Here is a 25852-nt window from a genome sequence, read left to right as displayed (position 1 = left end):
TCTAGGCGAGCTGGTGACTCTTCGACGTTGAGTGAACAAGTCTGCTCGGCATCGAAACAATGGCCCCCAGTTCTTCGGGGATTTGATCTATTCCGGATTCGACCTCGCCGGGATCGGTTTCGGTCCCTCAGAGTGGCATTCTTACGGTTGTGCCGCGCTATGTGGTGGTCGGACCGTTGGGTCCTCCGAGCAGGGTCGTCGCGACTGCGTTGCTCCGCAACGACTATCTGATGGGAACGTCTCAGTCGCGTCCGGAACTGACCCATCCGCCGGGCGCCCCGACGCACCGGTTCACCTCCTCCTGACCCGGCCGTGGCACGCGATCTCGTCAAAGCTCCGCGCGATGGCAGTCCTGTCCACGCCGCCCACAGACGGTCGACCACGCTGAGTGAGAGAGTTTATGGCTGCAGAACAAGCAACGGGCCCTCTCGCTTCCGCTCTCGGTCGAACTGCCATCGCCCGGTACACTCACCATTGGTGACGTATATAGGAGTGCCCCCAGGCCCCTCATAGCCTTCTTATCTCCGTTGTCCCGCAGCACAATTCGACATTTTTCTTCTTCCAACCGCCTACTGTTCTTTCGACGAGGACCCCAATACAGCGCGCGAGAAGGCGGCTGGTCTCGCGACGTTTCACTGCCCGGAACCACGGGGTTGAAGGTCCGTCGCTTTCAGTACTGCGCCTTTAACCCCGCTCAAACGCACGCTCGCGGAATGTAGCCTCGTCGGCTGACTCGACCACACCGGACCGCTCCGCGGCGCCAGACGTCGACGCCCGACCGTCGGGCCCGATACACGCGGACAAGTACAAACAAGGTCACGATAGATCCGGAATATTCAAACTAGGCGCGGATCTCACAGTTCGTTCCCATTGACCTCGGCATCGAGCGCATTTATTGTGTGACATACAAACTTGTCGGGCATACAAATAGCGAGGTGGCGTGGCTTCTTCTACACCGCCGCGTGCGACGCGTAGCGCGGGGAAGCAGACGCGCCAGACGCTGCTGCACGCCGCCGACCAGGTGTTCCGCACGGAGGGTGAGACCGCGTCGGTCGCGCAGATCTGTGAACGCGCGGGGACGTTTCCCAACCAGGTCACGTACTACTTCGGCTCGAAGGAGCAACTCTTCGTCGAGGTGGCGTGCGCCGCGGTTCTCCGCGCGGGGCGCCATGCCGAGGAGGCGGCCGAGGCCACTCCGACTGTCCGCGACTACGCTCAAACACTCGTGACCACGCTGCTCGGACCGGAACTCCGGGGCGTCGAGATGTTCACCACAGCAATGCTTCTCGTATCGCGCCGGCCTGACCTGCGCGAGTTCATCACCACGACGCTGCATACTCTGCATGAGCGCGGCGAGGAAGCACTCATGCAGAAGCTGGTGCGTACCGGTTGGCAACTGCGCGCCTCGATCGGCGTCGAGGCCAAGGCGTTCTGGTCGGCGATTTTCGGTCTGGCGGTGCAGAAGTCGGCGACGGACGACAGTCTGGGGCCTTCACTCACCGACGCGGTCACGGTGATCTTCACGAACCTCGGCATCTCCGAGGAGGTTCTCAACGCGCCGCTGGGTGGTCTCGACAAGCTCGACCAGCGGAGAAGGCAGCTCGACCAGCGGGGAGGGCTCGACCAGGCTGGGCCGGGTGGTCTCGACAAGCTCGACCAGCGAGGGGAGCTCGACCAGCGGGCGGAGCTCGACCAGGCTCGGCTAGGTGGTCTCGACAAGCTCGACCAGCGGAGAAAGCAGCTCGACCAGCGTGGGCAGCGGGAGCAACCCGGCCCGCGCGGCGATCGACGAAAGGCATCACGATGACCTCCACCACCCCGACCACGCAGCCGCGGCCGCACGTGACGCACACGGTGTTCAACCAGTCGGCCCCGCGGGTCGACATCAATGAGTACGAGCTCAACACCGTGCTCGTCGAAGCCGTCAACCGGCACGACGCTGCTTGGGCCACAAGCGAACTCACCGACGTGGGCACACTCGTCGGCAGCGCGCAGTTCCAGCACGACGCCAAGCAGGCCAACACCATCACACCCGAACTGCACACCTTCGACCGCTGGGGCAACCGGATCGACGAGGTGGAGTACCACCCGAGTTATCACCGCATCATCGCCGCGGCCGTCGAGCACGGTGCGCACACCCGCTGCTGGGCCGACCCGCAGCCCGGGTCACATGTCGCCCGCGCGGCGATCTTCATGCTCTTCGGACAGATCGAGCCGGGCCACGCGTGCCCGGTGTCGATGACGCACGCGGTCATCCCCTCGCTGGAACTGCAACCTGACGTCGCGGCCCAGTGGGTGCCAAAGGCGCTGTCGCGCAGCTATTCTCCCGAACTGTCGGCCGAGAAGCCCTCGGCAATCTTCGGCATGTCGATGACGGAGAAGCAGGGCGGCTCCGACGTCCGTGCCAACACCACCGTCGCCCGACCAGTCGGGGCCGGCGGCCCGGGTGCGGAGTACCTGCTGACCGGTCATAAGTGGTTCTGCTCGGCACCGATGTCAGACGCGTTTCTCGTCCTCGCTCAGGCAGAAGGTGCTGGCGGAGAAGGACTCTCGTGCTTCCTCCTCCCCCGAATCCTGCCCGACGGCACCCGCAACTCGTTCCGCATCCAGCGCCTGAAGAACAAGCTCGGCAACAAGTCCAACGCGTCGAGCGAGATCGAACTCGACGGCACCGTCGCATTGATGGTCGGCGAGCCGGGACGTGGAGTGCGCACGATCATCGAGATGGTCGCCCAGACGCGACTCGACTGCGTGCTCGGCAGCGCTGCGGGTATGCGGCAATCGGTCGCCGAGGCCACCTGGCACGCCCGCCATCGCGCGGCATTCGGAGCGACACTCGCCGACCAACCGGCCATGGCGGCAGTGCTCGCCGACCTGGCACTCGAATCCGAAGCCGCAACCGTCACCGCGATGCGCCTCGCTCGGGCACACGACGAGGATGCCGACGACACCGAACGCGCCTTCCGCCGTCTCGCCACAGCGGTCGCCAAGTACTGGATCTGCAAGCGCGGCCCGCACCACGCCTACGAGGCACTGGAATGCCTTGGCGGAAACGGTTATACCGAGGATTTCCCCTTGGCTATGCGCTACCGCGAGCAGCCGGTGATGGCCGTCTGGGAAGGTTCGGGCAACGTCATCGCACTCGACGTGCTGCGGGCGATGACACGCGAACCCGAATCGATCGCCGCATTCGATGCGGAGGTCAACCTCGCACGGGGCGCAAGCACAATCCTCGACGCTCACCTCGACAACGTCCGTGCGCAGCTCTCCGAGTTGGCAACACTCGACGCGTCGTCGGCTCAGCGTCGAGCGCGGCGCGTCGTCGAATCCATGGCTCTGGCTCTCGAAGCCTCACTGCTGGTTCGGTTTTCGCCGACGCCTGTCTCGGATGCCTTTATCGAGGCTCGACTGGGAAACGATCGTGGGGCCGAGTACGGCACGCTTCCCGTCGGTGCAGATCTCACTGCGATTCTGCAACGGCACTGACACCCACGGCGTCGAGGATGCGGTTGCGCATCCGCGGCGCGGTATTGGGCAGCCACATCGCCATGACGGGGGTCAGCGGCGGATTGTCGAACGAGATGACGCGGATCTGGTCGTCGTACAGCCATCCGGGCTGGTTGGTGACGAACGCGACCGCCTGCGGATGTGCGATCACCGACGTGTGCGGCGGAGTGCCGCGGAGGTTGGAGACGATGATCTCGGGTTCGAAGCCCGCGCGACGGCAGTACGACACGATCATGTTGGTGTAGTCGGGCTCGAGCTCGGAGATCACGATCTGACACGACGCGACATCCTTCATCGCGCAGGTCTCGTTCTGCGCGAGCGGGTGGCGCGCATTGACGGCAAGACGCAGTTCGTGACTTGTCGCGATGGCACCCGCAAGGTCTGGCGGAGCCTCGACCGTGCGCGCGAGCGCGAGGTCGATGCTCCCGGCGAGCAACTCCTCACGAATGAATTCCGCGGCAACCGGACGGACGGTGATCGGCATCGTCGAGTCCTCCTGTACCGCCCCCTCGATCACCTGGAAGACCTCCGACGGCGCCAGGCCCTGGGTGTATCCGATCACGTAGGGGTCGGGATTCTGTGCGTCGACCATCCGCACTTCCGACGCAAGGTGCGAGCCACCGGCGAGCAGTGGGACCGAACCCTCGTACAGCGCTGTCCCGGCAGCAGTCGGCGTGAGTGATCGACGCGACCTCGAGAACAGCTGCACGCCGAGCTGCCGCTCGAGATCCCTGATCGCCGACGACAACGCCTGCTGCGAGATGAACAGACGCTCGGCAGCAACACGTAATGACGGCGCTTCGATTACTTCGACGAACATTCTGAGACGGCGAAGGTCCAGGTCACGATCAGATGAACTCGTCATAGCTCCCATTATCAACCTGAGATTGACAATTGTCCGGATATTCTCGATGGATGGTTGTGCAAAAGGTGATTACAGTGTCCTCAGCGGTACAAACTTGGAGTCAGCGCCTTCCACTTGAAGACGATAGCTGTGCTCGATCCCGGTCCGCATGTCGCAGCACAGAGGGGGCGTTGCGACATGCGGACCGGTGTTGTTTCACCCTAGAGAAGCACACCGGGGTTGAGTAGCCCCTCCGGATCCAGGGCAGCTTTGATTCTCGCGGTGAGTTCCATGACATCGGGTCCGAGCTGATCAGGCAGCCATCCCTTCTTCAATCGCCCGACGCCGTGCTCGCCGGTGATCGTCCCGCCGAGACCGATCGCCAGATCCATGACCTGGCCGAAGGCCGTCTGCGCACGCGCGCTCTCGTCGGCGTCCGCAGGATCGAACACGATCAACGGATGCGTGTTGCCGTCGCCCGCATGCGCGATGACCGAGATCATCACCTTGTTCTGCGCGGCAATGGCCTCGACCCCGTCAATCAGCTCCGGCAGGGCCGGCAGCGGGACCCCGACGTCCTCGAGCAGCAACGATCCGAGCCGTTCGACGGCAGGAATCGCCGCGCGGCGCGCAGCGGTGAACGCCTCGCCCTCGGCGGGGTCGGACGTCGCGAACACCTCGGTCGCTCCGCACCCGGAGAACGCCTTCTCGATCAGTTCCACCTCAGCGATGCCCGCTGGTCCCGGAGCGTCGGATTGGGCGACCAACAGTGCTCCGGCCTCGCGATCGAGACCCATCTTGAGCATGTCCTCGACGGCGTTGATCGACACAGAGTCCATGAATTCGAGCATGGCCGGTCGGATCTTGGCGGTGATCGCGAGTACCGCTTCACTCGCGTGGTGCACCGACGCAAACGTTCCGACCACCGTGCACGCCGACGCCTGCGGCGGCAGCAGCCGCAGCGTCACCTCGGTGACGATGCCCAGCAGACCCTCGCTGCCGACGAACAGCTTCGTCAGCGACAGCCCTGCCGAATCCTTGAGCTGTTTGCCGCCGATCCTGATCGCGCGGCCGTCGGCGAGGACGACCTCGAGTCCGAGCACATAGTCAGTGGTGACGCCGTACTTCACGCAACAGAGTCCACCCGCGTTGGTGGCGACATTTCCACCGATGGAACAGATCTCAAACGACGACGGATCGGGCGGGTACCAGAGGCCGTGTGCCGCGGCGGCAGCTTTGACCTCGGCGTTCAACAGGCCCGGCTGCGACACCGCCGTGCGGGTCGCGGTATCGATCGTCAGATTCCGCATCTTCTCGGTCGAGAGCATCACGGCACCGTCGACCGCCGTGGCCCCGCCGGACAAACTCGTTCCGGCGCCGCGGGTGATCACCGGAATCCCGTGAGCGGCACACCATCGCACGACGACCTGGACGTCGGCCGTCGTCACGGGGCGGATGAGTGCCATCGGCGTGCCTGCGTCGGGATCGTTGGCACGATCGTGGCGGTAGCCGGCAAGGATGTCGGGGTCGGTGACGACCATCTGATCGCCGAGCGAGGCGATCAGTTCGTCGAGTGGCGCACTGCTCATAATCCCAAGCCTAGGCTTCGTGCCCATCATCGATGAGCGTGTTGGACGGACCGCTCATTCGGTGAGAACGATGCCCATCGGACCGCAGCTCCACCCGATGGTCACCGCGCGGATACCCTGACGAGGTGTACCAGCCGGGAAGCGACGTGGCCGGCTACACCATCGATGCGCTGGTGGGTAGCGGCAGTAGTGCTGATGTGTACCGCGTTCACCGTGGCGACGAGCGCACCCCTGAGGCGCTCAAGGTGCTGCATTCCGATGAAACCGGCAATACCCGCGCTGCCGAACGTTTCGAGCGTGAGTTCACCATCGCATCCCGACTCCACCACCCGAACATCGTCGAGATGTACACGCGCGGGAAGATCCAACCCGACGCACAGACGAACCGCCGAGCACAGGCTCTCGGCGTCCCCGCAGACCGTGTTCCGCCGACGCTGTGGATCGCCATGCAATACGTCGACGGCCCCGCTGCTGTTGCCCTGATCCCCTCGCCGACGACCGAACCGGCAGTACCGACCATTGTCCATGTGGCCAAACAGATCGCGGCGGCAATCGATTTCGCGCACTCCCGTGACGTCTTGCATCGTGACGTCAAGCCCGCCAACATCCTGCTGACCTCATCGCGCCCCGACACCGACGCGTTGCTCTCCGATTTCGGCATCGCGCAGCTCGTCGACGACAATCGGCCACTCGCGCGCAACGGCCGAGTCCAAGGATCGATCGCCTACGCGTCTCCGGAACTCCTTCAGGCCAAGCAACTCTCACCGGCAACCGACGAATACGCCTTCGCCTGCACGCTCACCGAACTCCTCACCGGCGCTCCGCCTTACCCACGTGCGACGGCGTTCGGCATCACCAACGCGCATTTGCGCGACGACCCGCCGTTGCTGACCCGACGTCGACCGTGGCTTCCGTCGGCGCTCAATTCGGTATTCGCCAAGGCCCTCGCCAAGAAGCCGGCAGATCGCTACTCGACGTGTAGCGAGTTCGCCGACATCGTCGCCCGCAACCTTCGCGACGTCCCGGTCCCTCAGCCCGCCGCGGGGCGCCGGCCGTGGCGTCGCCCCTGAGAGCGGCGCCCGAGCGACATTCTGAGACGCCCGACCCGCTTTCGATATGTGACACACGACACAGTTGTTCGATTGTTAAATCGGACATCGAATCGGCATTCGGGCCGCGTCTCAACACAATTGGGCCAGCGCGCCGTCAAATCGACGGCCATTGGGTGTCGAGATCGTTAACATTCTGCGTCATCTCGACGTAGTGAAGAGCCGATAGCGTCAGGGGCCGTCCAAGTTGTCCACACGGTCTATCGTCCACAAGCGCACGGGGAGCCATGACAGCCGAACCAACGACGCAGTACGACAATTCAGCGCTCGCTCACGAGGACGAGGGCTATCAGAAGGCGCTCAAACCACGACAGATCCAGATGATCGCCATCGGTGGCGCGATCGGAACCGGCCTGTTCATGGGTGCTGGTTCCCGCCTTCACGACGCAGGCCCCGGCCTGTTCATCACCTACGCCGTGTGCGGCGTCTTCGTCTTCTTCATCCTCCGCGCACTCGGCGAACTCGTTCTCCACCGACCCTCGTCGGGATCCTTCGTCTCCTACGCGCGCGAATTCTTCGGTGAGAAAACAGCATTCGTCACCGGCTGGCTCTACTTCTTCAACTGGGCCGCCACCGCGATCGTCGACGTCACCGCCGTGGCACTCTACGTGCACTACTGGGGGATGTTCGGTGCGATCCCGCAATGGCTGATCGCGCTCATCGCCCTCTGCATCGTGCTGACCATGAACATCATCTCGGTCAAACTCTTCGGTGAGATGGAATTCTGGGCGTCGATCATCAAGGTCACCGCACTCGTGACATTCCTCGTCGTCGGAATCGTCTTCCTCGCAGGACGTTTCGACATCGAAGGCGCATCGACCGGGTTCAGCGTCATCTCCGACAACGGCGGACTGTTCCCCACGGGATTGTTCTCATTGGTGATCGTGACGTCGGGCGTCATCTTTGCCTATGCCGCAGTCGAATTGGTCGGCACCGCTGCGGGCGAGACGGCCGAGCCCGCGAAAGTGATGCCGCGAGCGATCAACTCGGTAATCCTGCGTATCGCCGTGTTCTACGTGGGCTCCCTGATCGTTCTCGCCCTCCTACTGCCCTACACCACCTACAAGGCGGACGAGAGTCCGTTCGTCACCTTCTTCTCGAAGATCGGCGTACCGGCGGCGGGCGGCATCATGAATCTCGTCGTGCTCACCGCGGCGATGTCGAGTCTCAACGCAGGCCTGTACTCGACCGGCCGCACCCTACGCTCCATGGCGCTCAACGGAACTGCACCGTCATTCACCGGCAAGATGAACAAGAACGGCGTTCCGTTCGGCGGCATCGCGCTGACCGGAGCGCTGACCTTCCTCGGCGTCATCCTCAACCTGTTCGTTCCCGAAGACGCCTTCAACATCGCGCTCGATCTCTCCGCGCTCGGAATCATCTCCACGTGGGCGATGATCGTCGCCTGTCAGATCCAGCTCTACCGGTGGGAGAAGAAGGGCATACTCACACGGCCTTCATTCCGACTGCCGGGCACGCCGTACACCAGCTACGCCACGCTGATCTTCCTCGCGGCGGTGGTCGTCCTGATGTGTTACGACGACATCTGGAATCTCATCGCGATCATCGTCGGAGCGCCGCTGCTGGTCGCGGGCTGGTATGCCTGCCGGTCGAAGGTGCTGGCACTCGCGGCGCAGCGTCAGGGCTACACCGGCGAATATCCCGTCATGCCCGAGCCTCCGGTTCCGGAGGGCCCCGAGGACAAATAGCAGTTCTTTCGTACGACGCCCCTCACGCCTGGCCGTGAGGGGCGTCGTCGACGTTGTACACACGTAGAGCGTTGTCGCGGAGGACCTTTCGCAAGAGATCGTCGCCCCACGGACTGAGTACGTCGAGGAGTGCGCCGACGACCATCGACATCGTCGCATTGGGCCGGTCGAGGGGAAAGTTTGACCCGAAGAGAAGTCGTTCCGATCCGAAATGGCTCACCATGTGCCCGATGAGAGGACCGATCATCTCGGCGAGGGTCTTTCGGCTCCCGATGTTGCCGTGGGGGTCGTGTCCGTAACCGAGAATCGGCATCGCCAATCCGGACAGCTTCATCACGATATTCGGTTGCGCGGCAAGGCTCACCAGCCGCTCATGCCACAGGCGCATGATGTCTGCACGCGCCGCGGCGGTGTTGCCGGTCCGCACACCCATCGGCCCGAAAACACCCACCGGCGCTCCGATGTGGTCGACGACGACCGTGGCCTCGGGATACTCGCGCGCCAAACTGATCACGTCGTAGAGCTGATGTGAATAGACAAACGCCTCCAACACCAAGCCCCGACGCACCGCCTCACCGAAGCCGCGTAGTGCGGACGTCGACGCCAGCAGACCCTCATCCGGCGTCGAATCACGGACGCGTGGATCGGGATGGCGTGCTGCAAGCACTCGGACTGCGCGCACGAGAGGCGTGATGTCGAGTTGTGCGTCGAGTTGCGTCGCAAAGTTGGGCGAACTCGGATCGCCGTGCACGATGATCGCTCCCAGCCGCGGGGCACCGTCGCGACCGAAGGGAAGTCCGATCGTGTAGCGGGTTTCCGATAGTTCCTCGGCCTCGACGTCGGAGATCATGTCGATGTCGCCCGCGTATGCCCGCCAGTGGGAATCAGCGACGATGACGGTGTCGATCGCGGCGCCTGCGACCGTGGGCACTCCCGCGATGTCTTTGACATAGTGTTCGGTCTCGTAGGGGCGCGCGATGACCGACGGCGTCAGAACGTATTCTCTGTCGGCCTGCGAGACCAGCAGGGTGAATGCGCGTTCGCCGAGCCACGGCGTGAGTCGTCGTACCCGCGCGAGGCCCTTTGCCCGCCAAGGAGTCTGACGCGGATTCCATTGCAACATATGCGCGTCGACGATTCCCGGAAGCACGTTTTCCAGGGAGACCACAAGTACAGGATCCCACATCCTGCATATTTTTGGATCAATTAGCTGTTTGGAAGGTGCGGATTCTTTCCACTGACACACCTTTCGCCGCCTCGGGCACTCCGCGCCGACGAGGGGGCAGAATAAGGAGGTTGTCGACGAGGCCACACGATCGGAGGTGAGCATGGGCGGGCACTCGCGCCACGCGCTGCATCACGTGCGTCAGGTCATCGGACGCGACCCCGACGCGTTCACGCGCGGCGTCTTCACGCGCCTTTTTGCTCTCGATCCCGACCTTCGCGACCTGTTTCCCGCGCAGATGTCGCATCTGCGTGAGGCGTTCTTCGGAGTGATCGACCACGCTCTCGAAGTGATTCCGGCCGACGACGGCCACACCGACCTCGTCGAACTGCTCGCACAGCTCGGGCGCGATCACCGCAAGTTCGGCGTGCTGCCTGCGCATTACCCCCTGATGTGCACCGCGCTCATCGGCGAGTTCCGCGCGGTGCTCGACGGCTACTGGGACGGCGACACCGAGGAGACGGTCACCCAGGCGATGATGTTGACCACCGGCGTGATGCGAGGTGCGGCCGAGATGGCGTCCGGGCCGCCGACCTGGACCGCGCAGGTGGTCGAGAAGTATCGGATCACCCGCGACCTCGCCGTCGTGCGGCTCGTCAGCGACGATCCGCTGCGCTTTTCGGTCGGGCAGTACCTCGAGGTGGCAATTCCGCAATGGCCACACGAGTGGCGGCATCTCTCGCCTGCGATTCCACCCAATGAGGATGGCGAGATCGAATTCCACGTCCGCGCCGTTCCCGGTGGCGTCGTCAGTTCTGCGATCGTGTCGACGACGCGCGTCGGCGATGTCTGGAAGCTGGCGCAGCACCACGGAACACTGCACATCGAACGGGACCAGGACGTCCTCATGGTCGCGGGCGGTACCGGACTCGCTCCGCTGCGTGCGCTGCTGATCGAGATGTCGAAGCGGGCCGACTCGCCGTCGACGCACATCTTCTACGGCATGCGCTACCCCGGCGAACTCTACGATCTGGCGGTGCTGGCGCGCATCGCGTCGACCAATCCGTGGTTGCGCGTTACTGCGGTGTCGCAGGAGACCGACGACCCGTGGTGGTTGAACTCGATCGCGTCACCCGAGGAACTCGGCGTCGATCACCGGATCGGTGTGCTGCCAGATGTTGTTGCGGCAGAGACAGATTGGAGCCGCCATCAGGCGCTCGTCGTCGGCTCTCCGCAGATGGTGACGGCCACGCGTCGTCGACTCATCATCGCCGGCGTGCGGGCGAGCAGAATCCAATCCGATCCCGTGTTCTGACGGCGCCACGGCGACCTCAGTTCTCGCCTGTCCCCTGCCCTTGCTCGCCGCCGCCTTCGGACTGCCCGGGCACGGTGACAGTGACCGTGGAGGTCTCGGTGACCGTCGCGGTCTCTGTCTCGGTACCTGCCGGGGCTTCCACCGTCCTGGTGACCGTCGGCGGTCGGACCGTCGTCGTGCGGACCTCGCTCCTGGTCTCGGTCTGCGTTTCGGTGACGGCGTCGCCCTCGCGCGTGACGGTTGCCTGTTGCGGGGTGTCGGTGACCGTCACCGTGGACGGCGTGGTGTTCGGTGTGGCGCTCTCGTTGTCGTTGCTGGCGTGCAGTGCCGTCAGTCCGATTGCGCCGAGTAGAACGGCGACCCCGATCGCCGCACCCAGCGCCCACCAGCGCAGCCCTGTCGCATCCCGAGGAGCGCGCGCGGGTGCTGCGGCGGCATACGCGCCCTGTTCCGAGTCGCCTGCCGGCAACACCGTCGTCTTCGCCGGGGTGGCGGCAGCGCCCGCGGCAAGAGCGAGGGCAGGCATCTCGGCTATCGACACCGGGCGTGTGACCGCATATTCGAGCGCAGGCGCGACGCCGGGCAATTCTGCGCCCGACCCGGTGCAGACGACGGAGCTCAACCGGGAGCCGCCATCGGCGTCGAGGATCAGTCGGGCGACATCGTCGGCGCCCTGTGGATCGGTGACCGGAATCCCCTCGAGCGTCGAGTTGTCGCGGGTGTCGAGCAACTGGCCGGTGGTGTTGTCGACGAGCGCCACGCACACGCCGTCGGCGGGCTCGCCTGTACGTGCAAGGTTCACCACGGCCGTCACGCCTGCCCCGCCCGGAGACGAGCGCGCGACGGCGAGCATGGCGCCCGCGATGTCGTCGACGCTGGTGATCCGGTACCAGGGCGGCGTCGACGGTCCGGGCGTGAAGGCCTGCGCGAGGTAGTTGCGGGTGCTCGGACGCGAGCAGGAAACGATGAGGTGATCGACCTCGAACGGGACCGACTCGACCAGTTCCGTGATGGCCGCGGCCGCCGATTCGGGGAGGTAATCGGGCAGATCGACGAGATTGCTGGCCGCGATCTCGTCTGCACCGCCGGCGCCGGAGCGAATGACGACCGACGCGATCTCGTCGCCGACAACAGACACGCCCAGGGACACCGGCCCTGTTTGCCCTGCGCCTGATGCCTGCGTCCCGGTCGGCTGTGTCACCGTTGACTCCCCACGTTGCTGTGAGAAGTCAGCCTAACGTGTGCTCCCCGGCGGCCAACCGGCCGTCGGGGAGCATGGGTAGAAAACAGCGTCTGCTCAGTCCTTGCGCTTGGTGCGTCGTGGTTGCCAGACGACCAACGCGCTCGTGCGTGGGACCGGCACCAACTCGCCACCGCGGCGACCGGACTGCTCGACTTGGCTCTGCAGTTCACCGACTCGCTGTTGGAGCGCGTCGACCTGATTGGTGAGGTCGATGATGCGCTTGATGCCCGCGAGGTTGACGCCTTCCTCCTGCGAGAGACGTTGGATCTCTCTCAGGAGTTCGACGTCGCGCGGCGAGTAGCGGCGTCCGCCTCCCGTCGTGCGTTGCGGCGTGACGAGTCCGAGCCGGTCATACGTGCGCAGTGTCTGCGCATGCATCCCTGCCAGTTCGGCGGCGACCGAGATCATGAACGTCGCGCTCGAATCCTCGAAGTCTCGACTCGCCATGGCTCATCGCCCCCATCCTGCACGGGGGTCGAATCCGCTCGCCTTCTCTGCCTCGGCGTACTTCTTCAGTGCCTCGGTCGCGGCGTCGTCGAGTGTGCCCGGCACCTCGACCTTCACGGTGACCAACAGGTCGCCCGCGCCTCCGGAACGCTTCGGCACACCACGTCCACGGACACGCAAAGTGCGTCCGTCTGTGGTGTTCGGCGGGATCTTGACTCCCACCGACCCCTCAAGCGTCGGCACGGAAACCGTTGCACCGAGCACCAATTCGGAGAAGCTGACCGGCAGTTGAACCTTGAGGTCGTTGCCGCTGCGAGTGAAGATCTTGTCGGCGGTCACGTGGACGACCACATACAGGTCGCCCGACGGTGCACCGCGTCGGCCCGCTTCGCCCTGGCCTGCCAACCGAATTCGTTGTCCGTCTTCGACGCCTGCCGGGATACGCACGTTGATGGTGCGCGCCCTGACCTTCACGCCGGAGCCGTCGCAGTCGCTACACGGATCGTCGATCCGCGATCCCGTGCCCTGGCAATCCTGGCACGGCTCACTGAAACCGAACGCGCCCTGATTGCGGCTCACCAGCCCGGATCCGTTGCAGGTCGGGCAGACTCGCGGACTCGTGCCCGGCTTGGCGCCACTTCCGTGGCATGTCGTACAGGGGGCCGGGCTTGTTATGCGGAGCGGTACGGTCGTACCGACCGCGGCATCCTTGAACGACAGCGTGGTCTCGGTCTCGAGATCGTTGCCGCGACGCGGCCGCGTTGCCGTCGATGAGCGCGATGACCCTCCGCGGTTGAACAGATCGCCGAACAAGTCGCCGAAGCCGCCGCTCGATTCACCTCCGCCACCGAACAGGTCGCCGAGGTCGCCGATGTTGAAATCGGCACCGTTGCTCGTCGAATAACGAGTCCCGCCGCCGCCGGGGAACCCTCCCGGGAAACCGTTTCCGCCGCCGCGGAATTGACCGCCGGCGAACATGGCACGGGTCTCGTCGTACTCCTTACGCTTGTCGGCGTCGGAGAGCACGCTGTGGGCTTCAGACACCCGCTTGAAGCGTTCTTCGGCTTCTTTGTCTCCCGGATTGGCATCGGGATGCAGCTCGCGAGCGAGCTTGCGGTAAGCCTTCTTGATCTCTTCAGCCGAAGCGTCAGAAGCAACGCCCAGGTCCTTGTAGAAGTCGTGTTCGAGCCATTCTCGTTGTGGAGCCACCAGACGTCACCTCCTTCGTAGTTGTGTGAAGTTGTCTGGTCTTGAGTTGTGAAAAAGTCGTGGGTTGTGGCGCCCTGTTGCGCCGACGGCGCGCCGCGTCATCTCACGCGACGCGCCGTCGGAGCATATGCAGGTGATTATTGTGCACCACTGTGACCGGTCGTACTCGGCTGTGCCGAGGGATCGGTCTGCGGGTCCGGGTCGGTCACGGTGACCATCGCCGTGCGGATCACCTTGTCGCCGAGCCGATAACCGCCGCGGTAGACCGCGCCGATGACGGGTTCCGTTCCGCTGCCGTCATTTTGGACGGCCTCGTGCAGTTCCGGATCAAACGGATCGCCCGGCGCACCGAACTTCGCCAATCCCTCTGCGTCGAGTGTGGCGATCAGCTTGTCGGCCACACCCTTGAGCGGTCCGCTCTCGAGATCGCCGTGCTCGCGGGCACGGTCGAGGTCGTCGAGAACCGGTAGCAGCTTGTCGATCAGGATCTGCTTGCCGTAGGCGACGCGTCCCTGCTTCTCTTCTTCGGTTCGCCGCTTGTAGTTGGCGAACTGTGCGCGTTCACGCTGCAGGGCGGCGGTCAGTTCGGCCACCTCGGCCGAGTTTCCGCCGGTCGCCTCTTCCGAACCCGACGCGGGGTCGGCGGTCGGTTCGACCGTCGACTCCACGTCGACTGCTGCGGTGTCTGCCGCAGTCGTGTCGAGCTCGGGCTCCGGTGAGGTCACTTGGTGTCCCCGGAGTTCGGCTCGTCGACAACCTCTGCGTCGACGACGTCGCTGTCGGCGTCTGCGGTGGCACCCTCGGCGGATGCGCCGTTCTGCGACTCAGCAGCAGATGCTGCATAGATCGCCTGGCCCATCTCCTGGGACTCCGCGGACAGCTTCTCGATCGCGCTCTTGATCGCCGAGATATCGGTGCCCTTCAGGGCATCGTTGGCCCCGGAGATCGCGGCGTTGACCTTGTCCTTGACCTCGCCGGGAACCTTGTCCTCGTTGTCCTTGAGGAACTTCTCGGTCTGGTTGACCAGCGACTCGGCCTGGTTGCGGGTCTCGGCCTCCTCGCGACGCTTGCGGTCCTCTTCTGCGTGGGCCTCTGCGTCCTTGATCATCCGGTCGATCTCGTCCTTGCTCAGGCCCGAGCCCTCCTGGATGCGGATGGAGTTCTCCTTGCCGGTGCCCTTGTCCTTCGCGGTGACGTGCACGATGCCGTTGGCGTCGATGTCGAAGGTCACCTCGATCTGCGGAACACCCTGCGGCGCAGGAGCAATACCGCCGAGCTCGAACGAACCGAGCAGCTTGTTGTGCGAGGCGATCTCGCGCTCACCCTGATAGACCTGGATCTGCACCGACGGCTGGTTGTCTTCGGCCGTGGTGTAGGTCTCCGACCGCTTGGTCGGGATCGTGGTGTTGCGCTCGATCAGCTTGTGCATCACGCCGCCCTTGGTCTCGATACCGAGCGACAGCGGGGTGACATCAAGCAGCAGAACGTCTTTCACCTCACCGCGGAGCACGCCGGCCTGCAGAGCAGCACCGACCGCGACGACCTCGTCGGGGTTGACGCCCTTGTTGGGCTCCTGGCCTCCGGTGAGTTCCTTCACCAGATCGGTGACGGCGGGCATACGAGTCGAACCACCAACGAGCACAACGTGATCGATGTCGCCGACGGAGATGCCTGCGTCCTTGATGACGGCCTGGAACGGAGCGCGGGTGCGCTCGAGCAGATCAGAGGTGATCTTCTGGAACTCGCTGCGGCTCAACTGCTCGTCGAGGAAGAGCGGGTTCTTGTCGGCGTCGACGGTGATGTAGGGCAGGTTGATCGAGGTGCTCTGCGAGGCAGACAGTTCGATCTTGGCCTTCTCGGCAGCCTCACGAAGACGCTGCATGGCCATCTTGTCCTTGGTCAGGTCGATGCCGGAGCTGCTCTTGAACTTCTCCACGAGCCAGTCGACGATGCGCTGATCCCAGTCGTCACCACCGAGGTTGTTGTCGCCGGAGGTCGCACGGACCTCGACGACGCCGTCGCCGATCTCGAGCAGCGAGACGTCGAAGGTGCCGCCACCGAGGTCGAAGACCAGGATGGTCTGTTCCTTCTCGCCCTTGTCGAGTCCGTATGCCAGTGCGGCAGCGGTGGGCTCGTTGACGATACGCAGGACGTTGAGGCCCGCGATCTGACCGGCCTCTTTGGTGGCCTGACGCTGCGAGTCGTTGAAGTATGCGGGCACGGTGATGACCGCGTCGCTCACGTCTTCACCCAGGTAGGACTCGGCGTCGCGCTTGAGCTTCATGAGCGTGCGCGCGCTGATCTCCTGCGGGGTGTACTTCTTGTCGTCGATCTCGACGCTCCAGTCGCCCTCGCCCATGTGGCGCTTGACGGACCGGATGGTGCGGTCGACGTTGGTGACGGCCTGGTTCTTGGCGGGCTGCCCGACGAGTACCTCACCGTTACGCGCGAATGCGACGACGGACGGAGTGGTCCGCGAGCCTTCGGCGTTGGCGATGACAGTCGGTTCGCCGCCCTCGAGCACGGACACCACGGAGTTGGTGGTGCCGAGGTCGATTCCAACAGCACGAGACATCTGTTATTTCCTCCTAGTTTGTGGGTGTGCACCCAAGTTCTCGGTCCCCTGGTCGAGCTGACGGCACGACCGAGGGGGTTGGTCGATGCAAACCTGCGTCTGGTCGGGGACCAGAGACTTCAGCGCGTCCGACTCAAGTCCTACTGGTTGAGCCTCACCGCGTCAAGTCTACTTGAGTCTGACCGACTCAGGTTTCTCGATAGGTCCAACTGTGCACAGATCCGGGTTGTTCCCGATTCGGAGAAAAAAGTTGAGCGCAGTTCGCGCAACTATGTGGAGGTCGATGTCTCGCTGGTCACGGAGCCGGCGGCAGCGCGTCGCCCGGTAGACCTTCGGCCTGATAGACCTCGAAGGTGAAGACGCCCGCCTGCACGGCCGGGTCGTTGTTCATGATCTTGGTGACCGTGTCGACGTCGCGGTCGAAGATGCCGACGCCGTGGATGTCGGCGTTGCCGCGGATGGGCAAGACGACGGCCAGCTCGCCCGCCTTGCGCAGCGCGAGGGTGCGACGGCCGTGCTCCTTGAGGAACTGTCCGGCATCGGCCGAGCTGAAGTTCGGTCCCGAACGGAGGATCGACACCGTGTACGGCTGGGCGTACTCGAGAATCGTCTGCATCTCGGCGTCGGTGATCTCGGGCAGGTCGGGCATCTCGGCTCCTCGCGATCGCAATGGCAACTCCACAATTTAAAACTTCTCAATGGCCAGCCTACGACCGCCGGCATGCGCACGGAACCTACTCGCATGAACCGTGCGCGACGCCCGCGGACGCCCGCAATGGCTGCGTGACCAGGGACACGTGGCCGCTCGACGCTAAGCGGACTACAGTCCTCTTAGGACATATCTGTAGGAAGGTTAAGAACAATGTCGAAGAAGACAACCAACTCCCGCGCGCTCGATGCCGGTCTGCTGACCCTGCGCGTCGCCGTGGGCGCCACCCTGTTCGCGCACGGAGCCCAGAAGCTGCTCGGCTGGTTCGGCGGTCCCGGAATCGACGGGACGACCGCGGGCATGCAGCACATGGGCTTCGAGCCCGCCAAGACCTCGGCCGTAGCCGCGGGCGTCAGCGAGGCCGCCGGTGGACTCGTCGCGCTCGGCGTCGGCACCCGCGTGGCAGCAGCGGCAGGCGCCGCGGCGATGATCGCCGCCGCCGACGTGCACCGTCCCAGCGGATTCTTCGCTCAGGAGGGCGGCTTCGAGTACCCGGCCGTGCTCGGACTCGCCTCTGCCGCACTGGCTCTGACCGGGCCGGGACGCTACTCCGTCGACGCCGTCGTGAAGCATCCCCTCTCACGTGAGGGTGCAGGCATTGCCGCTCTGGTCGCTTCCGCCGCAGGCGCAGCGGGCGTGCTCACTCGCCGCAAGAAGGCACTGGCACTGAAGGTCGGCTGAGCCGAACACCAAAAGCACAGCCGCGTCGTTCGTGTTTGTGCAGGACGTCTCGCAAGTGACCCTGCGCTAGGCAACACGGACGACGCGGCTGTGCCATCCGGTGGCGCCGTCGGGTATCGGCGCCACCCGCTGGTCGGTCTGCGTCTTGCCGTCGGCGTCGGTCGCGCGGCAGTACAACGTGTGGTTTCCGGGCGTTGCACCCCAGGTCCAGCTCCACTGTCGCCAGGTGTCGGTCGAGTATTCGGTCGCGAGCGTCGCCGTGTTCCATTCACCGTCGTCGACGCGCACCTCGACCTTGCGCACGCCCCGGTGCTGCGCCCAGGCAGTTCCCGCGACGACGACCGGACCGGCGGCGATATTCGACAGCGGCGCCGGGGTATCGATGCGCGAGGCCGTCTTGATGGGCGCTTTCACGCCCCAGCCACGCTTCGCCCAGTACGACTGGGCTTGGTCGAATCTTGTTATCTCCCAATCGATCACCCATTTGCAGGCGGAGACGAAGCCGTAGAGTCCCGGAATGACCTGCCGAGCGGGATACCCGTGCTCGAGTGGCAGTGGCGTGCCGTTCATACCTACCGCCAACATCGCGTCACGTCCGTCGGTGATCGCTTCGAGCGGCGTGCCAGACGTCCAGCCGTCGACGCTCGTCGAGAGCAGCATGTCCGCGTCGGCGTGCGGTTTCGCCATCGCGAGAAGGTCACGCATCGGATAGCCGATCCACCTCGCGTTGCTCGCAAGATCGCCGCCGACTTCATTGGAAACGCACGTCAGGGTGATGATCCGCTCCTGCGCCGACATCGCCATGAGATCGTTCCAGTCGAGCGTGATCTCGCGGTCGACCATGCCGTGGATTCGCAGTCGCCAATCCGACGTCGACAACTGCGGGACCTGCAGGGCTGTGTCGATGCGATAGAAGTCCGCATTGCTGGTGAGAAACGGGGTCGCACCGTCCACGTCGACTCCTGACGGAATCGGTGGCGCAGCAGACTTTGCGCGGGGCAACACGAGTCGGGCTCGCTCCGCGATCACTCCGCCCGCGTCGGCGACGCGTCGGGCAACCACCAGCGAGACCGCGGATGCCCCTGCCACGACCGCTGCCGCGACAAGGAAGGCGCGTCGCGATGTTCCGGAACTCGTTGTGTCGTCGGCGTTTTCGAGTACTTCATCGGGACCTGAGCTAACCTTTTGCGTCACAATCGATTTGCGACCCAGCACTATGAGAATTGCAACTGCGACCACACCTGCGACAATCGCCGGTATCACGTAGCTCACGTCTGCGGTGGGACGTGTGGCCGCCGCGAATGCGCCGAACGCCGCCACGAGGATGACGAGAACGACGCCCGCCGGGGGCCGCGCCACCTGCAGAATGCCCGCCAGCATCGAGAGTAGGGCGAGAGCGATTGCGACACCGATCATCAGCGCCGGTTTGTCGTTGGTTCCGAACGTCGTGATGGCCCACTCCCGAGCAGGAGCGGGTGAGTTGTCGACGAGAAATGCGGTTACCGCCTGGAAAGGCGAGGCCATGCGAGACAAGGGAATAGCCGCCAACTCGCCTGCCGCTATACCGCCGAACACGGCAAGCATGCCGGAAACCACAGCACGAAGCCACGTTTCGAACGGCCGACGTATTTCGGATCGCTGACGCATTTTCAATCGCTGACCCATGGCCACACTCCTCACCGAAGTCAGCGTCGTCGATCGTCGACTTCTGCAGTACTTCGTTCGAGTGCCCTGCGCGGATGGGTCGTGAGATTTCTTTTCTTTCCACCCATCCGGGGTCTGGTCTCCTGCGAATGCCCTCCGAGACTCACAGCACGGTGGGTTTGTTCCTCAATGATGGGATCGATCATGGTAGCCAACAGATTTCAACGCCTGACTCTCGCAGCAGCAGGCGCCGTACTGACCGTGGGAGTGATCGCGGGATGCTCTGACGACAGCAGTTCGTCGTCGGATTCGGCCACGTCGTCGATGGCCCCGATGTCGTCGTCGGCAATGCCGATGAGCAGCGGTACCGCCGAACCGGCGTCGCTCGTGGGGCCGGGATGTGCCGACTACGCGAAGGCCAATCCGTCGGGCAGTGGCTCGGTCGAGGGTATGGCGATGGACCCGGTAGCCACTGCGGCATCCCACAACCCGATGCTCAAGACGCTGACGCAGGCGGTGTCGGGGCAGCTCAATCCCCAGGTGAACCTGGTGGATACGCTGAACAACGGCCAGTACACCGTCTTCGCGCCCACCGACGACGCCTTCGCGAAGCTCGACGCCGCGACGATCGACAAGCTGAAGACCGATAAGGATCTGCTCACCAAAATCCTTACCTACCACGTCGTTTCGGGACAGATCGCACCCGACATGATCGACGGAACACACAAGACCCTCGAGGGTCAAGATGTGACGGTCACCGGATCGGGCAACGATCTCAAGGTCAACAACGCAGGCGTCGTCTGTGGTGGCGTCAAGACCGCAAACGCCACGGTGTACATGATCGACACGGTGCTCATGCCGCCGACCATGTGATCGTTTCACCGATGAGGTTCTCTGGATAAAGCGATGGGGCGCACCGTAATCGGTGCGCCCCGTCGTGTTCAGAGGTCGGGTTGATCGACCAGGATCAAGCGGCAGTCCGCGCGGCGTCGGCGACCGGCTCGAGAGCCTGTGCGACGACGTCGGCGACATCGGCCACCGGAGTGACCGTGACGGCGTCGAGGATCTCTGCCGGGACGTCGTCGAGGTCGGCCTCGTTACGCGGTGAGATGAACACCTGCGTCAGACCGTTACGTTGTGCCGCAAGCAGTTTCTGCTTGAGCCCGCCGATCGGGAGCACGCGACCGTTGAGTGTGACCTCGCCGGTCATGCCCACCTCGGCACGGACCTTGCGACCCGTTGCCATCGACACCAGGGCCGTCACCATGGTGATGCCGGCACTCGGACCGTCCTTGGGCACCGCGCCCGCCGGGACGTGCACGTGGATCGTGCCCTCCAGGTTCTTCGGATCGACGCCGAGTTCGCGTGCGTGTGCACGGACATACGACAGTGCGATCTGCGCGGACTCCTTCATGACGTCGCCGAGCTGGCCGGTCAGTTGCAGACCGCCCTTGCCCTCGCCCGTGTCGGTGCGATTGGCCTCGATGAACAGCACATCGCCGCCCATTCCGGTCACGGCAAGTCCGGTGGCAACACCGGGCACAGCCGTACGCTCTTCGGACTCCGGCGTGAACCGGGCGCGGCCGAGGTACTCCTTGAGATCGGACTCCTCGATCGTGACAGGCGTTGTGGCCTTGCCGCTTTCGACGTTGGTCGCGACCTTGCGGAACAGCTTGGCGAGCAGTCGCTCGTACTGCCGCACACCCGGCTCGCGGGTGTAGTTGGCAGCGATCTCGCGCAGCGCATCCTCGGTCACCGTGACCTCATCGTTGGTGAGCGCGGCTCGCTCCTCCTGCCGTGGGAGCAGGAAGTCGCGGGCGATGGCCACCTTGTCGTCCTCGGTGTAGCCGTCGATCGTGACGAGCTCCATACGGTCGAGCAGGGCCGACGGGATGTTCTCGATGACGTTGGCTGTCGCGAGGAACACGACGTCGGACAGGTCGAGGTCGAGATCGAGGTAGTGATCGCGGAACGTGTGGTTCTGCGCGGGGTCGAGGACCTCGAGCAGCGCGGCCGCGGGATCGCCCCGGAAGTCGGAGCCGACCTTGTCGATCTCGTCCAGCAGCACAACGGGATTCATCGATCCCGCCTCGCCGATGGCACGCACGATGCGTCCGGGCAGTGCGCCGACGTAGGTACGACGGTGACCGCGGATCTCGGCCTCGTCGCGCACACCGCCGAGAGCGACGCGCACGAACTTGCGACCGAGTGCACGGGCAACCGACTCACCCAGCGACGTCTTGCCGACACCGGGAGGACCGGCCAGCACCATCACGGCACCGGAACCGCGTCCGCCGACGACCTGCAGCTTGCGCTCGGCACGTCGGGCACGCACCGCCAGATATTCGACGATGCGATCCTTCACGTCGTCGAGACCGTGGTGATCGGCGTCGAGGATCTCGCGGGCACCCTTGATGTCTGTCGAATCCTCGGTGGTGACGCTCCACGGCAGATCGAGCACGGTGTCCAACCATGTTCTGATCCAACCGGTTTCGGGCGACTGGTCGCTTGCGCGTTCGAGTTTGCCGACCTCACGCAGTGCGGCTTCGCGCACGTTGTCGGGAAGATCGGCCGTTTCGACGCGACCGCGGTAGTCGTCGGCACCGTCGGGCTCGTCCTCACCGAGTTCCTTGCGGATCGCGGCGAGTTGCTGGCGAAGCAGGAATTCCTTCTGCTGCTTCTCCATCCCGTTGCGGACGTCGTCGGCGATCTTGTCGGAGACCTCGGTCTCGGCGATGTGCTCGCTGGTCCAGTCGATCAGCAGTTGCAGTCGTTCGCCGACGTCCGGCGTCTCGAGAAGCTGTCGCTTCTGGACGTCGTCGAGCCACGACGAGTAGCCCGACGTGTCGGCGAGATCCGACGGGTCGGTCATCTTGTTGACCGCGTCGATGATCTGCCACGCCTCACGACGTTGCAGCATGGCCAGCACGAGCTTCTTGTACTCGGCGGCCAGCGCCTTGGTCTCGGGCGTCGCCTCGACATCGTCGACCTCGGTCACCTCGACCCACAGCGCGTTGCCGTGGCCGGTGGTTCCGGTGCCGATGTGGGCGCGCGTTTCGCCCTTGACGACGGCAGCCTGCACACCGCCGGGCATACGCCCGACCTGCACGATCGACGCCAGAACGCCATAGGTGGGATACCGGTCGTCCAGGCGCGGAGCGACCAGCAGTTTTCCGGACTCACTGGCCCGGGCCGCGTCCACTGTCGCCTGAGCAGCGTCGTCGAGAGGCACCGGCACAACCATGCCGGGCAGGACGACCAGATCAGGAACGAAGAGGACGGGCACTGAATACGTGTCAGACATTTAACCTCCAAAGTTCAGTCTGATGGACTCAACCTGGGTGGCAGGATGTTTGTTCCCGGGCAGATTTCGCCTGGGGCGGAATTTGGGGGGCGTTGAGATCTGCCGCCGGGCCCGCGCCGGCCGAACGTAGCCGCCCCGGGCTAAATGTGTGTCTTATCGAAGGATGTGGGTGCTGCAACGCCCACATCCTTCGATTGGACACACATTGAGGGGCGCGGGGGCCTAATCACTCCCCGACGCTGCGAGAACGGACCACTTTCACAGCTGCCGGAACATTTCGGGTGGCCGGACGAATCGAACCGACACATACCGATTCGACGTCACGGAAGGTCCGACAATGTCTCGAAGCACGAGTGCTCACCCACCATCGACAGCGGGGAGCCTGCTCAGATCTGGTAGACGAGCAGTGGTCGGCGTGATTCTCGCCGTAATGGCGTCGATCGCCCTGATCGTGGCGACGCCGTCACAGGCGTTTGCCGCGCCCGCACCGGACTGCTCGACGCTCCACTCGCGAGTCCAGGCACTCCAGTCGCAGGCGAACACGCTCAAGGGCCAGATCGACGCACACAACTCCCGCGCCGGCGGCGTCGACAGGACGAACGCCGGGGCCGTCGGCGCCTACAACGCCGAAGCTCAGCAACTCAACGGCCAGCGCGATGCCCTGCAGGCACAGGCCAACGGGCTGCAGTCGGAGCTTTCAGCGTGCGGTTCGAAGGAGACAGCACCGGCGATCCCGAATACCGACGGCAGCACGCCGACGCCACCTGCGCCGCCTGCGCCGGCGAAGCCAGAGGCGCCTGCGAAGCCCGCGCCCCCGAAGTCGGACGCCAAGCCCGCGCCGCAGAAGTCCGCACCCGCACAGCCAAAACCCACCGCACCGAAACCTGCGCAGCCGACGCCCGCGAAACCGCAGACCGCGGAACCCGCACCGAAGCAGTCCGCACCGAAGCAAACCACGACCGCGAAGCCGACCGGCGTCGAGCAGCGCAACGCTCCGATGCAGACCAAGGTCAACGATCCGGAGTACCGCGCGAAGTACTACCAGAAGCAGGGATCCGACGGTGTCATCAAGCGTAAGCCGGGCAGCGGCGTCGACGCGAATGGCGATCTGGTTCCGGCCATCCGCGAGAATCCGAAGAAGCCGGGGAGCTTCGTCGAATCCCACTCGTCGCCGACAGTCCGTGCCAAATTCGACGGCCCGGCTCAGCAACGCGCGCCGACCAGTACCGAATCGTCGCAGATGCGCGAGAGTGTTGCTGCCCGAAATCGTGCCGTCGGTGACGTGAAGCGACTCAAGGCCGAAAGAGCGACCCAGCAGAAGACGGACGGCAAGGTCGATCCACGGACCGAGTCCGAGCTGAAGGATGCCTACCGTCGGCAAACCACGCAGGGCGAGCAGCTCGGCGAGGCGGCGGGACGACAGGCCATCGCGCGTGACTACCCGTCGTCGAAGTACGACGTTCGTGAGCTGACAAGCGCCCGTGGACAATCGGGTGCCGGCAGCCCGGACCAGGTGTTCGTGGTGCGACCCAAAGCGGGAGGCTCCGAGAGGATGGTCGTCCAGGAGGTCAAGGGGCCGTCGTCCAAGGCGGGATCTCGGATCGGCCTCGATGGCCAACGGTACGAACAGGGAACCCGCGGCTACTTGGATGCACTGATCGACGAGATGGCCCGAAACGGCGACCCACGCGCATTGAGCATGCGGAGCGCGCTCAACCGCGGTGCACTCAGCTACCGTCTCGTGAAGGCGCGCGTGTCGGGTGACGAGTGGGCAGGCTACAGCGTTCGCAACTTCGACATCGGATAGGACGACACGATGCAATCAGTGACAAGGCACGCACTTGGCCGATCGATCGACGAACTGCGTGAATCGGCAACCGAATCAGACGACGCCCTGGTATCGCACTTCGAGGACATCAGCCTCTACCCGGAGTCGACGATGCCGACCGCGGCACTCGCGGCCACCGGCGCCGCAGCACTCCACTTTGGATCGGACCCTTCCGGGGCACGCGTCGGGACCCGCGTCGCTGCCCGACGGGCCGAGCAGATCTACCTCGGGATGTACCAACTCGCAGCGCTCCCGCCGGGCGAACCATTCGTCCTCGAGATGGACTCTGCGGGTCTGCGCAGTCAAGGCACCGGGCACAATCCCCGCGCGGTGAACGCACAGACCTGGCTCGACGCCTACTGGTGGGCGCGCGCCACACGCAACGGGACTGCACGCGAGACGCTCGACGCCGTCGACCCCGCATTGCTGACGCAGGGCAGCCGCAACGACGCGGCGATGCTCGGACTCGTCGAGGCGCTACAGGCACGCGACCGCAAAGACCCACAGTGGGCCGAGATGCTCAGCGCCTGTGTCTCACAAGTCAATACGCCAACGATTTCGACGAAGGAAGAGGCCAGGCTGCTGCAGCTGGACCTGTTCGGGGTACTGGCCACCATCGGCAATGAACCCGACGACCAGGGCAACTTCACCGAGCAGCTGACCGACGCCCTGACCGACCACCGGGCGTACTGGGGTGCCAGCGAAGAACGCAGCGGCAATCCTCGCGGCTTCTTCTCGCTCCCGCTGTTCGGCCTGTGCGCCATGGCGTTCGACGAGGGTATGACGATCGACGTCGACTCCGACTATCTGCCCGTCGAACTCATTCAGAACCCGCCCTGGATGTTCGAACTGGGCTAGAGCGCTCCGAAGCATCGCCTTCGGCGCCAACCCGCCAGCTAAATATGTGTCGTATTGAAGGATGTGGGTGCTGCAGCACCCACATCCTTCGATTGCACACACATTCAGGGCGAGGC

At 64.5% G+C, this 25852-nt stretch carries 19 protein-coding genes and 1 pseudogene; 9 read left to right on the top strand and 11 right to left on the bottom strand.

Features of this window, described 5'->3' with window-relative positions; genetic code table 11:
- Window positions 1-940: 940 nt before the first annotated feature.
- Together ABW18_RS18625 and ABW18_RS18620 are read left to right on the top strand one after the other, a co-directional pair.
- Window positions 941-1564: pseudogene (locus ABW18_RS18625) on the top strand (TetR/AcrR family transcriptional regulator C-terminal domain-containing protein); the annotation flags it as partial.
- Between the two features lie 239 nt (window positions 1565-1803).
- Window positions 1804-3486 (top strand): acyl-CoA dehydrogenase family protein, encoded by a 1683-nt coding sequence (locus ABW18_RS18620; protein WP_049700462.1) that lies wholly within the window; start codon window positions 1804-1806, stop codon window positions 3484-3486.
- Here ABW18_RS18620 and ABW18_RS18615 read toward each other — a convergent pair.
- Window positions 3461-4372 (bottom strand): LysR family transcriptional regulator, encoded by a 912-nt coding sequence (locus ABW18_RS18615; RefSeq protein ID WP_268760686.1) that lies wholly within the window; start codon window positions 4370-4372, stop codon window positions 3461-3463. The genes ABW18_RS18620 and ABW18_RS18615 overlap by 26 nt on opposite strands.
- 200 nt (window positions 4373-4572) lie before the next feature.
- Window positions 4573-5940 carry an FAD-binding oxidoreductase gene (locus ABW18_RS18610; protein WP_049700460.1) on the bottom strand — a complete coding sequence of 456 codons (1368 nt, stop codon included), beginning with the start codon at window positions 5938-5940 and terminating at the stop codon, window positions 4573-4575.
- A gap of 125 nt (window positions 5941-6065) precedes the next feature.
- On the opposite strand from ABW18_RS18610, the gene ABW18_RS18605 reads away from it, so the two are divergent.
- Window positions 6066-7010, top strand: a complete 945-nt coding sequence (locus ABW18_RS18605; protein ID WP_049700459.1) for a serine/threonine-protein kinase — start codon at window positions 6066-6068, stop codon at window positions 7008-7010.
- A gap of 266 nt (window positions 7011-7276) precedes the next feature.
- Window positions 7277-8758, top strand: a complete 1482-nt coding sequence (locus tag ABW18_RS18600; protein ID WP_049700458.1) for an amino acid permease — start codon at window positions 7277-7279, stop codon at window positions 8756-8758.
- Between the two features lie 22 nt (window positions 8759-8780).
- On the opposite strand, the gene ABW18_RS18595 is transcribed toward ABW18_RS18600, so the two are convergent.
- The gene (locus tag ABW18_RS18595; RefSeq protein ID WP_083444452.1) at window positions 8781-9944 is read right to left on the bottom strand and encodes an amidohydrolase family protein; all 1164 of its coding nucleotides are present in this window, start codon (window positions 9942-9944) and stop codon (window positions 8781-8783) included.
- Between the two features lie 142 nt (window positions 9945-10086).
- Here ABW18_RS18595 and ABW18_RS18590 point away from each other — a divergent pair, with 142 nt between their 5' ends.
- On the top strand, window positions 10087-11238 hold the full coding sequence (locus ABW18_RS18590; RefSeq protein WP_049700456.1) for an FAD-binding oxidoreductase: 1152 nt from the start codon (window positions 10087-10089) through the stop codon (window positions 11236-11238).
- A 16-nt stretch (window positions 11239-11254) separates the two neighbouring features.
- Here the strand turns inward: ABW18_RS18590 and ABW18_RS18585 are convergent, their stop codons facing one another.
- The 6 genes from ABW18_RS18585 to ABW18_RS18560 form a co-directional block, all read right to left on the bottom strand.
- Window positions 11255-12439 carry a DUF7159 family protein gene (locus tag ABW18_RS18585; protein WP_049700455.1) on the bottom strand — a complete coding sequence of 395 codons (1185 nt, stop codon included), beginning with the start codon at window positions 12437-12439 and terminating at the stop codon, window positions 11255-11257.
- A 96-nt stretch (window positions 12440-12535) separates the two neighbouring features.
- Complete coding sequence (locus tag ABW18_RS18580) at window positions 12536-12928, bottom strand: heat shock protein transcriptional repressor HspR (RefSeq protein WP_049700454.1); 393 nt, start codon at window positions 12926-12928, stop codon at window positions 12536-12538.
- 3 nt (window positions 12929-12931) lie between these two features.
- Window positions 12932-14137 carry a molecular chaperone DnaJ gene (gene dnaJ / locus ABW18_RS18575; protein WP_049700453.1) on the bottom strand — a complete coding sequence of 402 codons (1206 nt, stop codon included), beginning with the start codon at window positions 14135-14137 and terminating at the stop codon, window positions 12932-12934.
- 137 nt (window positions 14138-14274) lie between these two features.
- Complete coding sequence (grpE, locus tag ABW18_RS18570) at window positions 14275-14862, bottom strand: nucleotide exchange factor GrpE (protein WP_049700452.1); 588 nt, start codon at window positions 14860-14862, stop codon at window positions 14275-14277.
- Window positions 14859-16712, bottom strand: coding sequence for a molecular chaperone DnaK (dnaK, locus tag ABW18_RS18565; RefSeq protein ID WP_049700451.1), 1854 nt, complete (start codon window positions 16710-16712; stop codon window positions 14859-14861). The genes grpE and dnaK overlap by 4 nt, the downstream gene beginning before the upstream one ends.
- A 295-nt stretch (window positions 16713-17007) precedes the next feature.
- Window positions 17008-17361, bottom strand: a complete 354-nt coding sequence (locus tag ABW18_RS18560) for a hypothetical protein (protein ID WP_049700499.1) — start codon at window positions 17359-17361, stop codon at window positions 17008-17010.
- Between the two features lie 213 nt (window positions 17362-17574).
- Between ABW18_RS18560 and ABW18_RS18555 the strand changes: the two genes are divergently transcribed.
- The gene (locus ABW18_RS18555) at window positions 17575-18102 is read left to right on the top strand and encodes a DoxX family protein (protein ID WP_049700450.1); all 528 of its coding nucleotides are present in this window, start codon (window positions 17575-17577) and stop codon (window positions 18100-18102) included.
- Window positions 18103-18168: 66 nt separating this feature from the next.
- Here ABW18_RS18555 and ABW18_RS18550 read toward each other — a convergent pair whose 3' ends face one another.
- Entirely contained in the window at window positions 18169-19749 is a 1581-nt protein-coding gene (locus ABW18_RS18550; RefSeq protein WP_049700498.1) for a molybdopterin-dependent oxidoreductase, read from the bottom strand.
- Between the two features lie 201 nt (window positions 19750-19950).
- Here ABW18_RS18550 and ABW18_RS18545 point away from each other — a divergent pair, with 201 nt between their 5' ends.
- Window positions 19951-20619, top strand: a complete 669-nt coding sequence (locus ABW18_RS18545; RefSeq protein ID WP_049700497.1) for a fasciclin domain-containing protein — start codon at window positions 19951-19953, stop codon at window positions 20617-20619.
- 94 nt (window positions 20620-20713) lie between these two features.
- Here the strand turns inward: ABW18_RS18545 and lon are convergent, their stop codons facing one another.
- Window positions 20714-23050, bottom strand: coding sequence for an endopeptidase La (lon, locus tag ABW18_RS18540; protein WP_049700449.1), 2337 nt, complete (start codon window positions 23048-23050; stop codon window positions 20714-20716).
- A 415-nt stretch (window positions 23051-23465) separates the two neighbouring features.
- Here lon and ABW18_RS18535 point away from each other — a divergent pair, with 415 nt between their 5' ends.
- Both ABW18_RS18535 and ABW18_RS18530 read left to right on the top strand, forming a co-directional pair.
- Window positions 23466-24857, top strand: a complete 1392-nt coding sequence (locus tag ABW18_RS18535) for a hypothetical protein (protein WP_152930138.1) — start codon at window positions 23466-23468, stop codon at window positions 24855-24857.
- A 9-nt stretch (window positions 24858-24866) separates the two neighbouring features.
- Window positions 24867-25736 (top strand): immunity 49 family protein, encoded by an 870-nt coding sequence (locus ABW18_RS18530; RefSeq protein WP_083444451.1) that lies wholly within the window; start codon window positions 24867-24869, stop codon window positions 25734-25736.
- The last annotated feature ends 116 nt before the right edge of the window (window positions 25737-25852 follow it).

This window comes from Gordonia jacobaea (genome assembly GCF_001186365.1).
In the GTDB taxonomy this organism is placed as follows: domain Bacteria; phylum Actinomycetota; class Actinomycetes; order Mycobacteriales; family Mycobacteriaceae; genus Gordonia; species Gordonia jacobaea.
Note: the sequence above shows the minus strand (reverse complement) of the source record. Positions and strands in the feature narration are given on the sequence as shown.

Bases quoted from the DNA above. Each gene is read 5' to 3' on its own strand.
- ABW18_RS18620 (WP_049700462.1), top strand. From the start codon at position 1,804: ATGACCTCCACCACCCCGACCACGCAGCCGCGGCCGCACGTGACGCAC.
- ABW18_RS18615 (WP_268760686.1), bottom strand. From the start codon at position 4,372: ATGACGAGTTCATCTGATCGTGACCTGGACCTTCGCCGTCTCAGAATG.
- ABW18_RS18610 (WP_049700460.1), bottom strand. From the start codon at position 5,940: ATGAGCAGTGCGCCACTCGACGAACTGATCGCCTCGCTCGGCGATCAG.
- ABW18_RS18600 (WP_049700458.1), top strand. From the start codon at position 7,277: ATGACAGCCGAACCAACGACGCAGTACGACAATTCAGCGCTCGCTCAC.
- ABW18_RS18595 (WP_083444452.1), bottom strand. From the start codon at position 9,944: ATGTGGGATCCTGTACTTGTGGTCTCCCTGGAAAACGTGCTTCCGGGA.
- ABW18_RS18590 (WP_049700456.1), top strand. From the start codon at position 10,087: ATGGGCGGGCACTCGCGCCACGCGCTGCATCACGTGCGTCAGGTCATC.
- ABW18_RS18580 (WP_049700454.1), bottom strand. From the start codon at position 12,928: ATGGCGAGTCGAGACTTCGAGGATTCGAGCGCGACGTTCATGATCTCG.
- dnaK (WP_049700451.1), bottom strand. From the start codon at position 16,712: ATGTCTCGTGCTGTTGGAATCGACCTCGGCACCACCAACTCCGTGGTG.
- ABW18_RS18560 (WP_049700499.1), bottom strand. From the start codon at position 17,361: ATGCCCGACCTGCCCGAGATCACCGACGCCGAGATGCAGACGATTCTC.
- ABW18_RS18555 (WP_049700450.1), top strand. From the start codon at position 17,575: ATGTCGAAGAAGACAACCAACTCCCGCGCGCTCGATGCCGGTCTGCTG.
- ABW18_RS18550 (WP_049700498.1), bottom strand. From the start codon at position 19,749: ATGCGTCAGCGATCCGAAATACGTCGGCCGTTCGAAACGTGGCTTCGT.
- ABW18_RS18545 (WP_049700497.1), top strand. From the start codon at position 19,951: ATGGTAGCCAACAGATTTCAACGCCTGACTCTCGCAGCAGCAGGCGCC.
- lon (WP_049700449.1), bottom strand. From the start codon at position 23,050: ATGTCTGACACGTATTCAGTGCCCGTCCTCTTCGTTCCTGATCTGGTC.
- ABW18_RS18530 (WP_083444451.1), top strand. From the start codon at position 24,867: ATGCAATCAGTGACAAGGCACGCACTTGGCCGATCGATCGACGAACTG.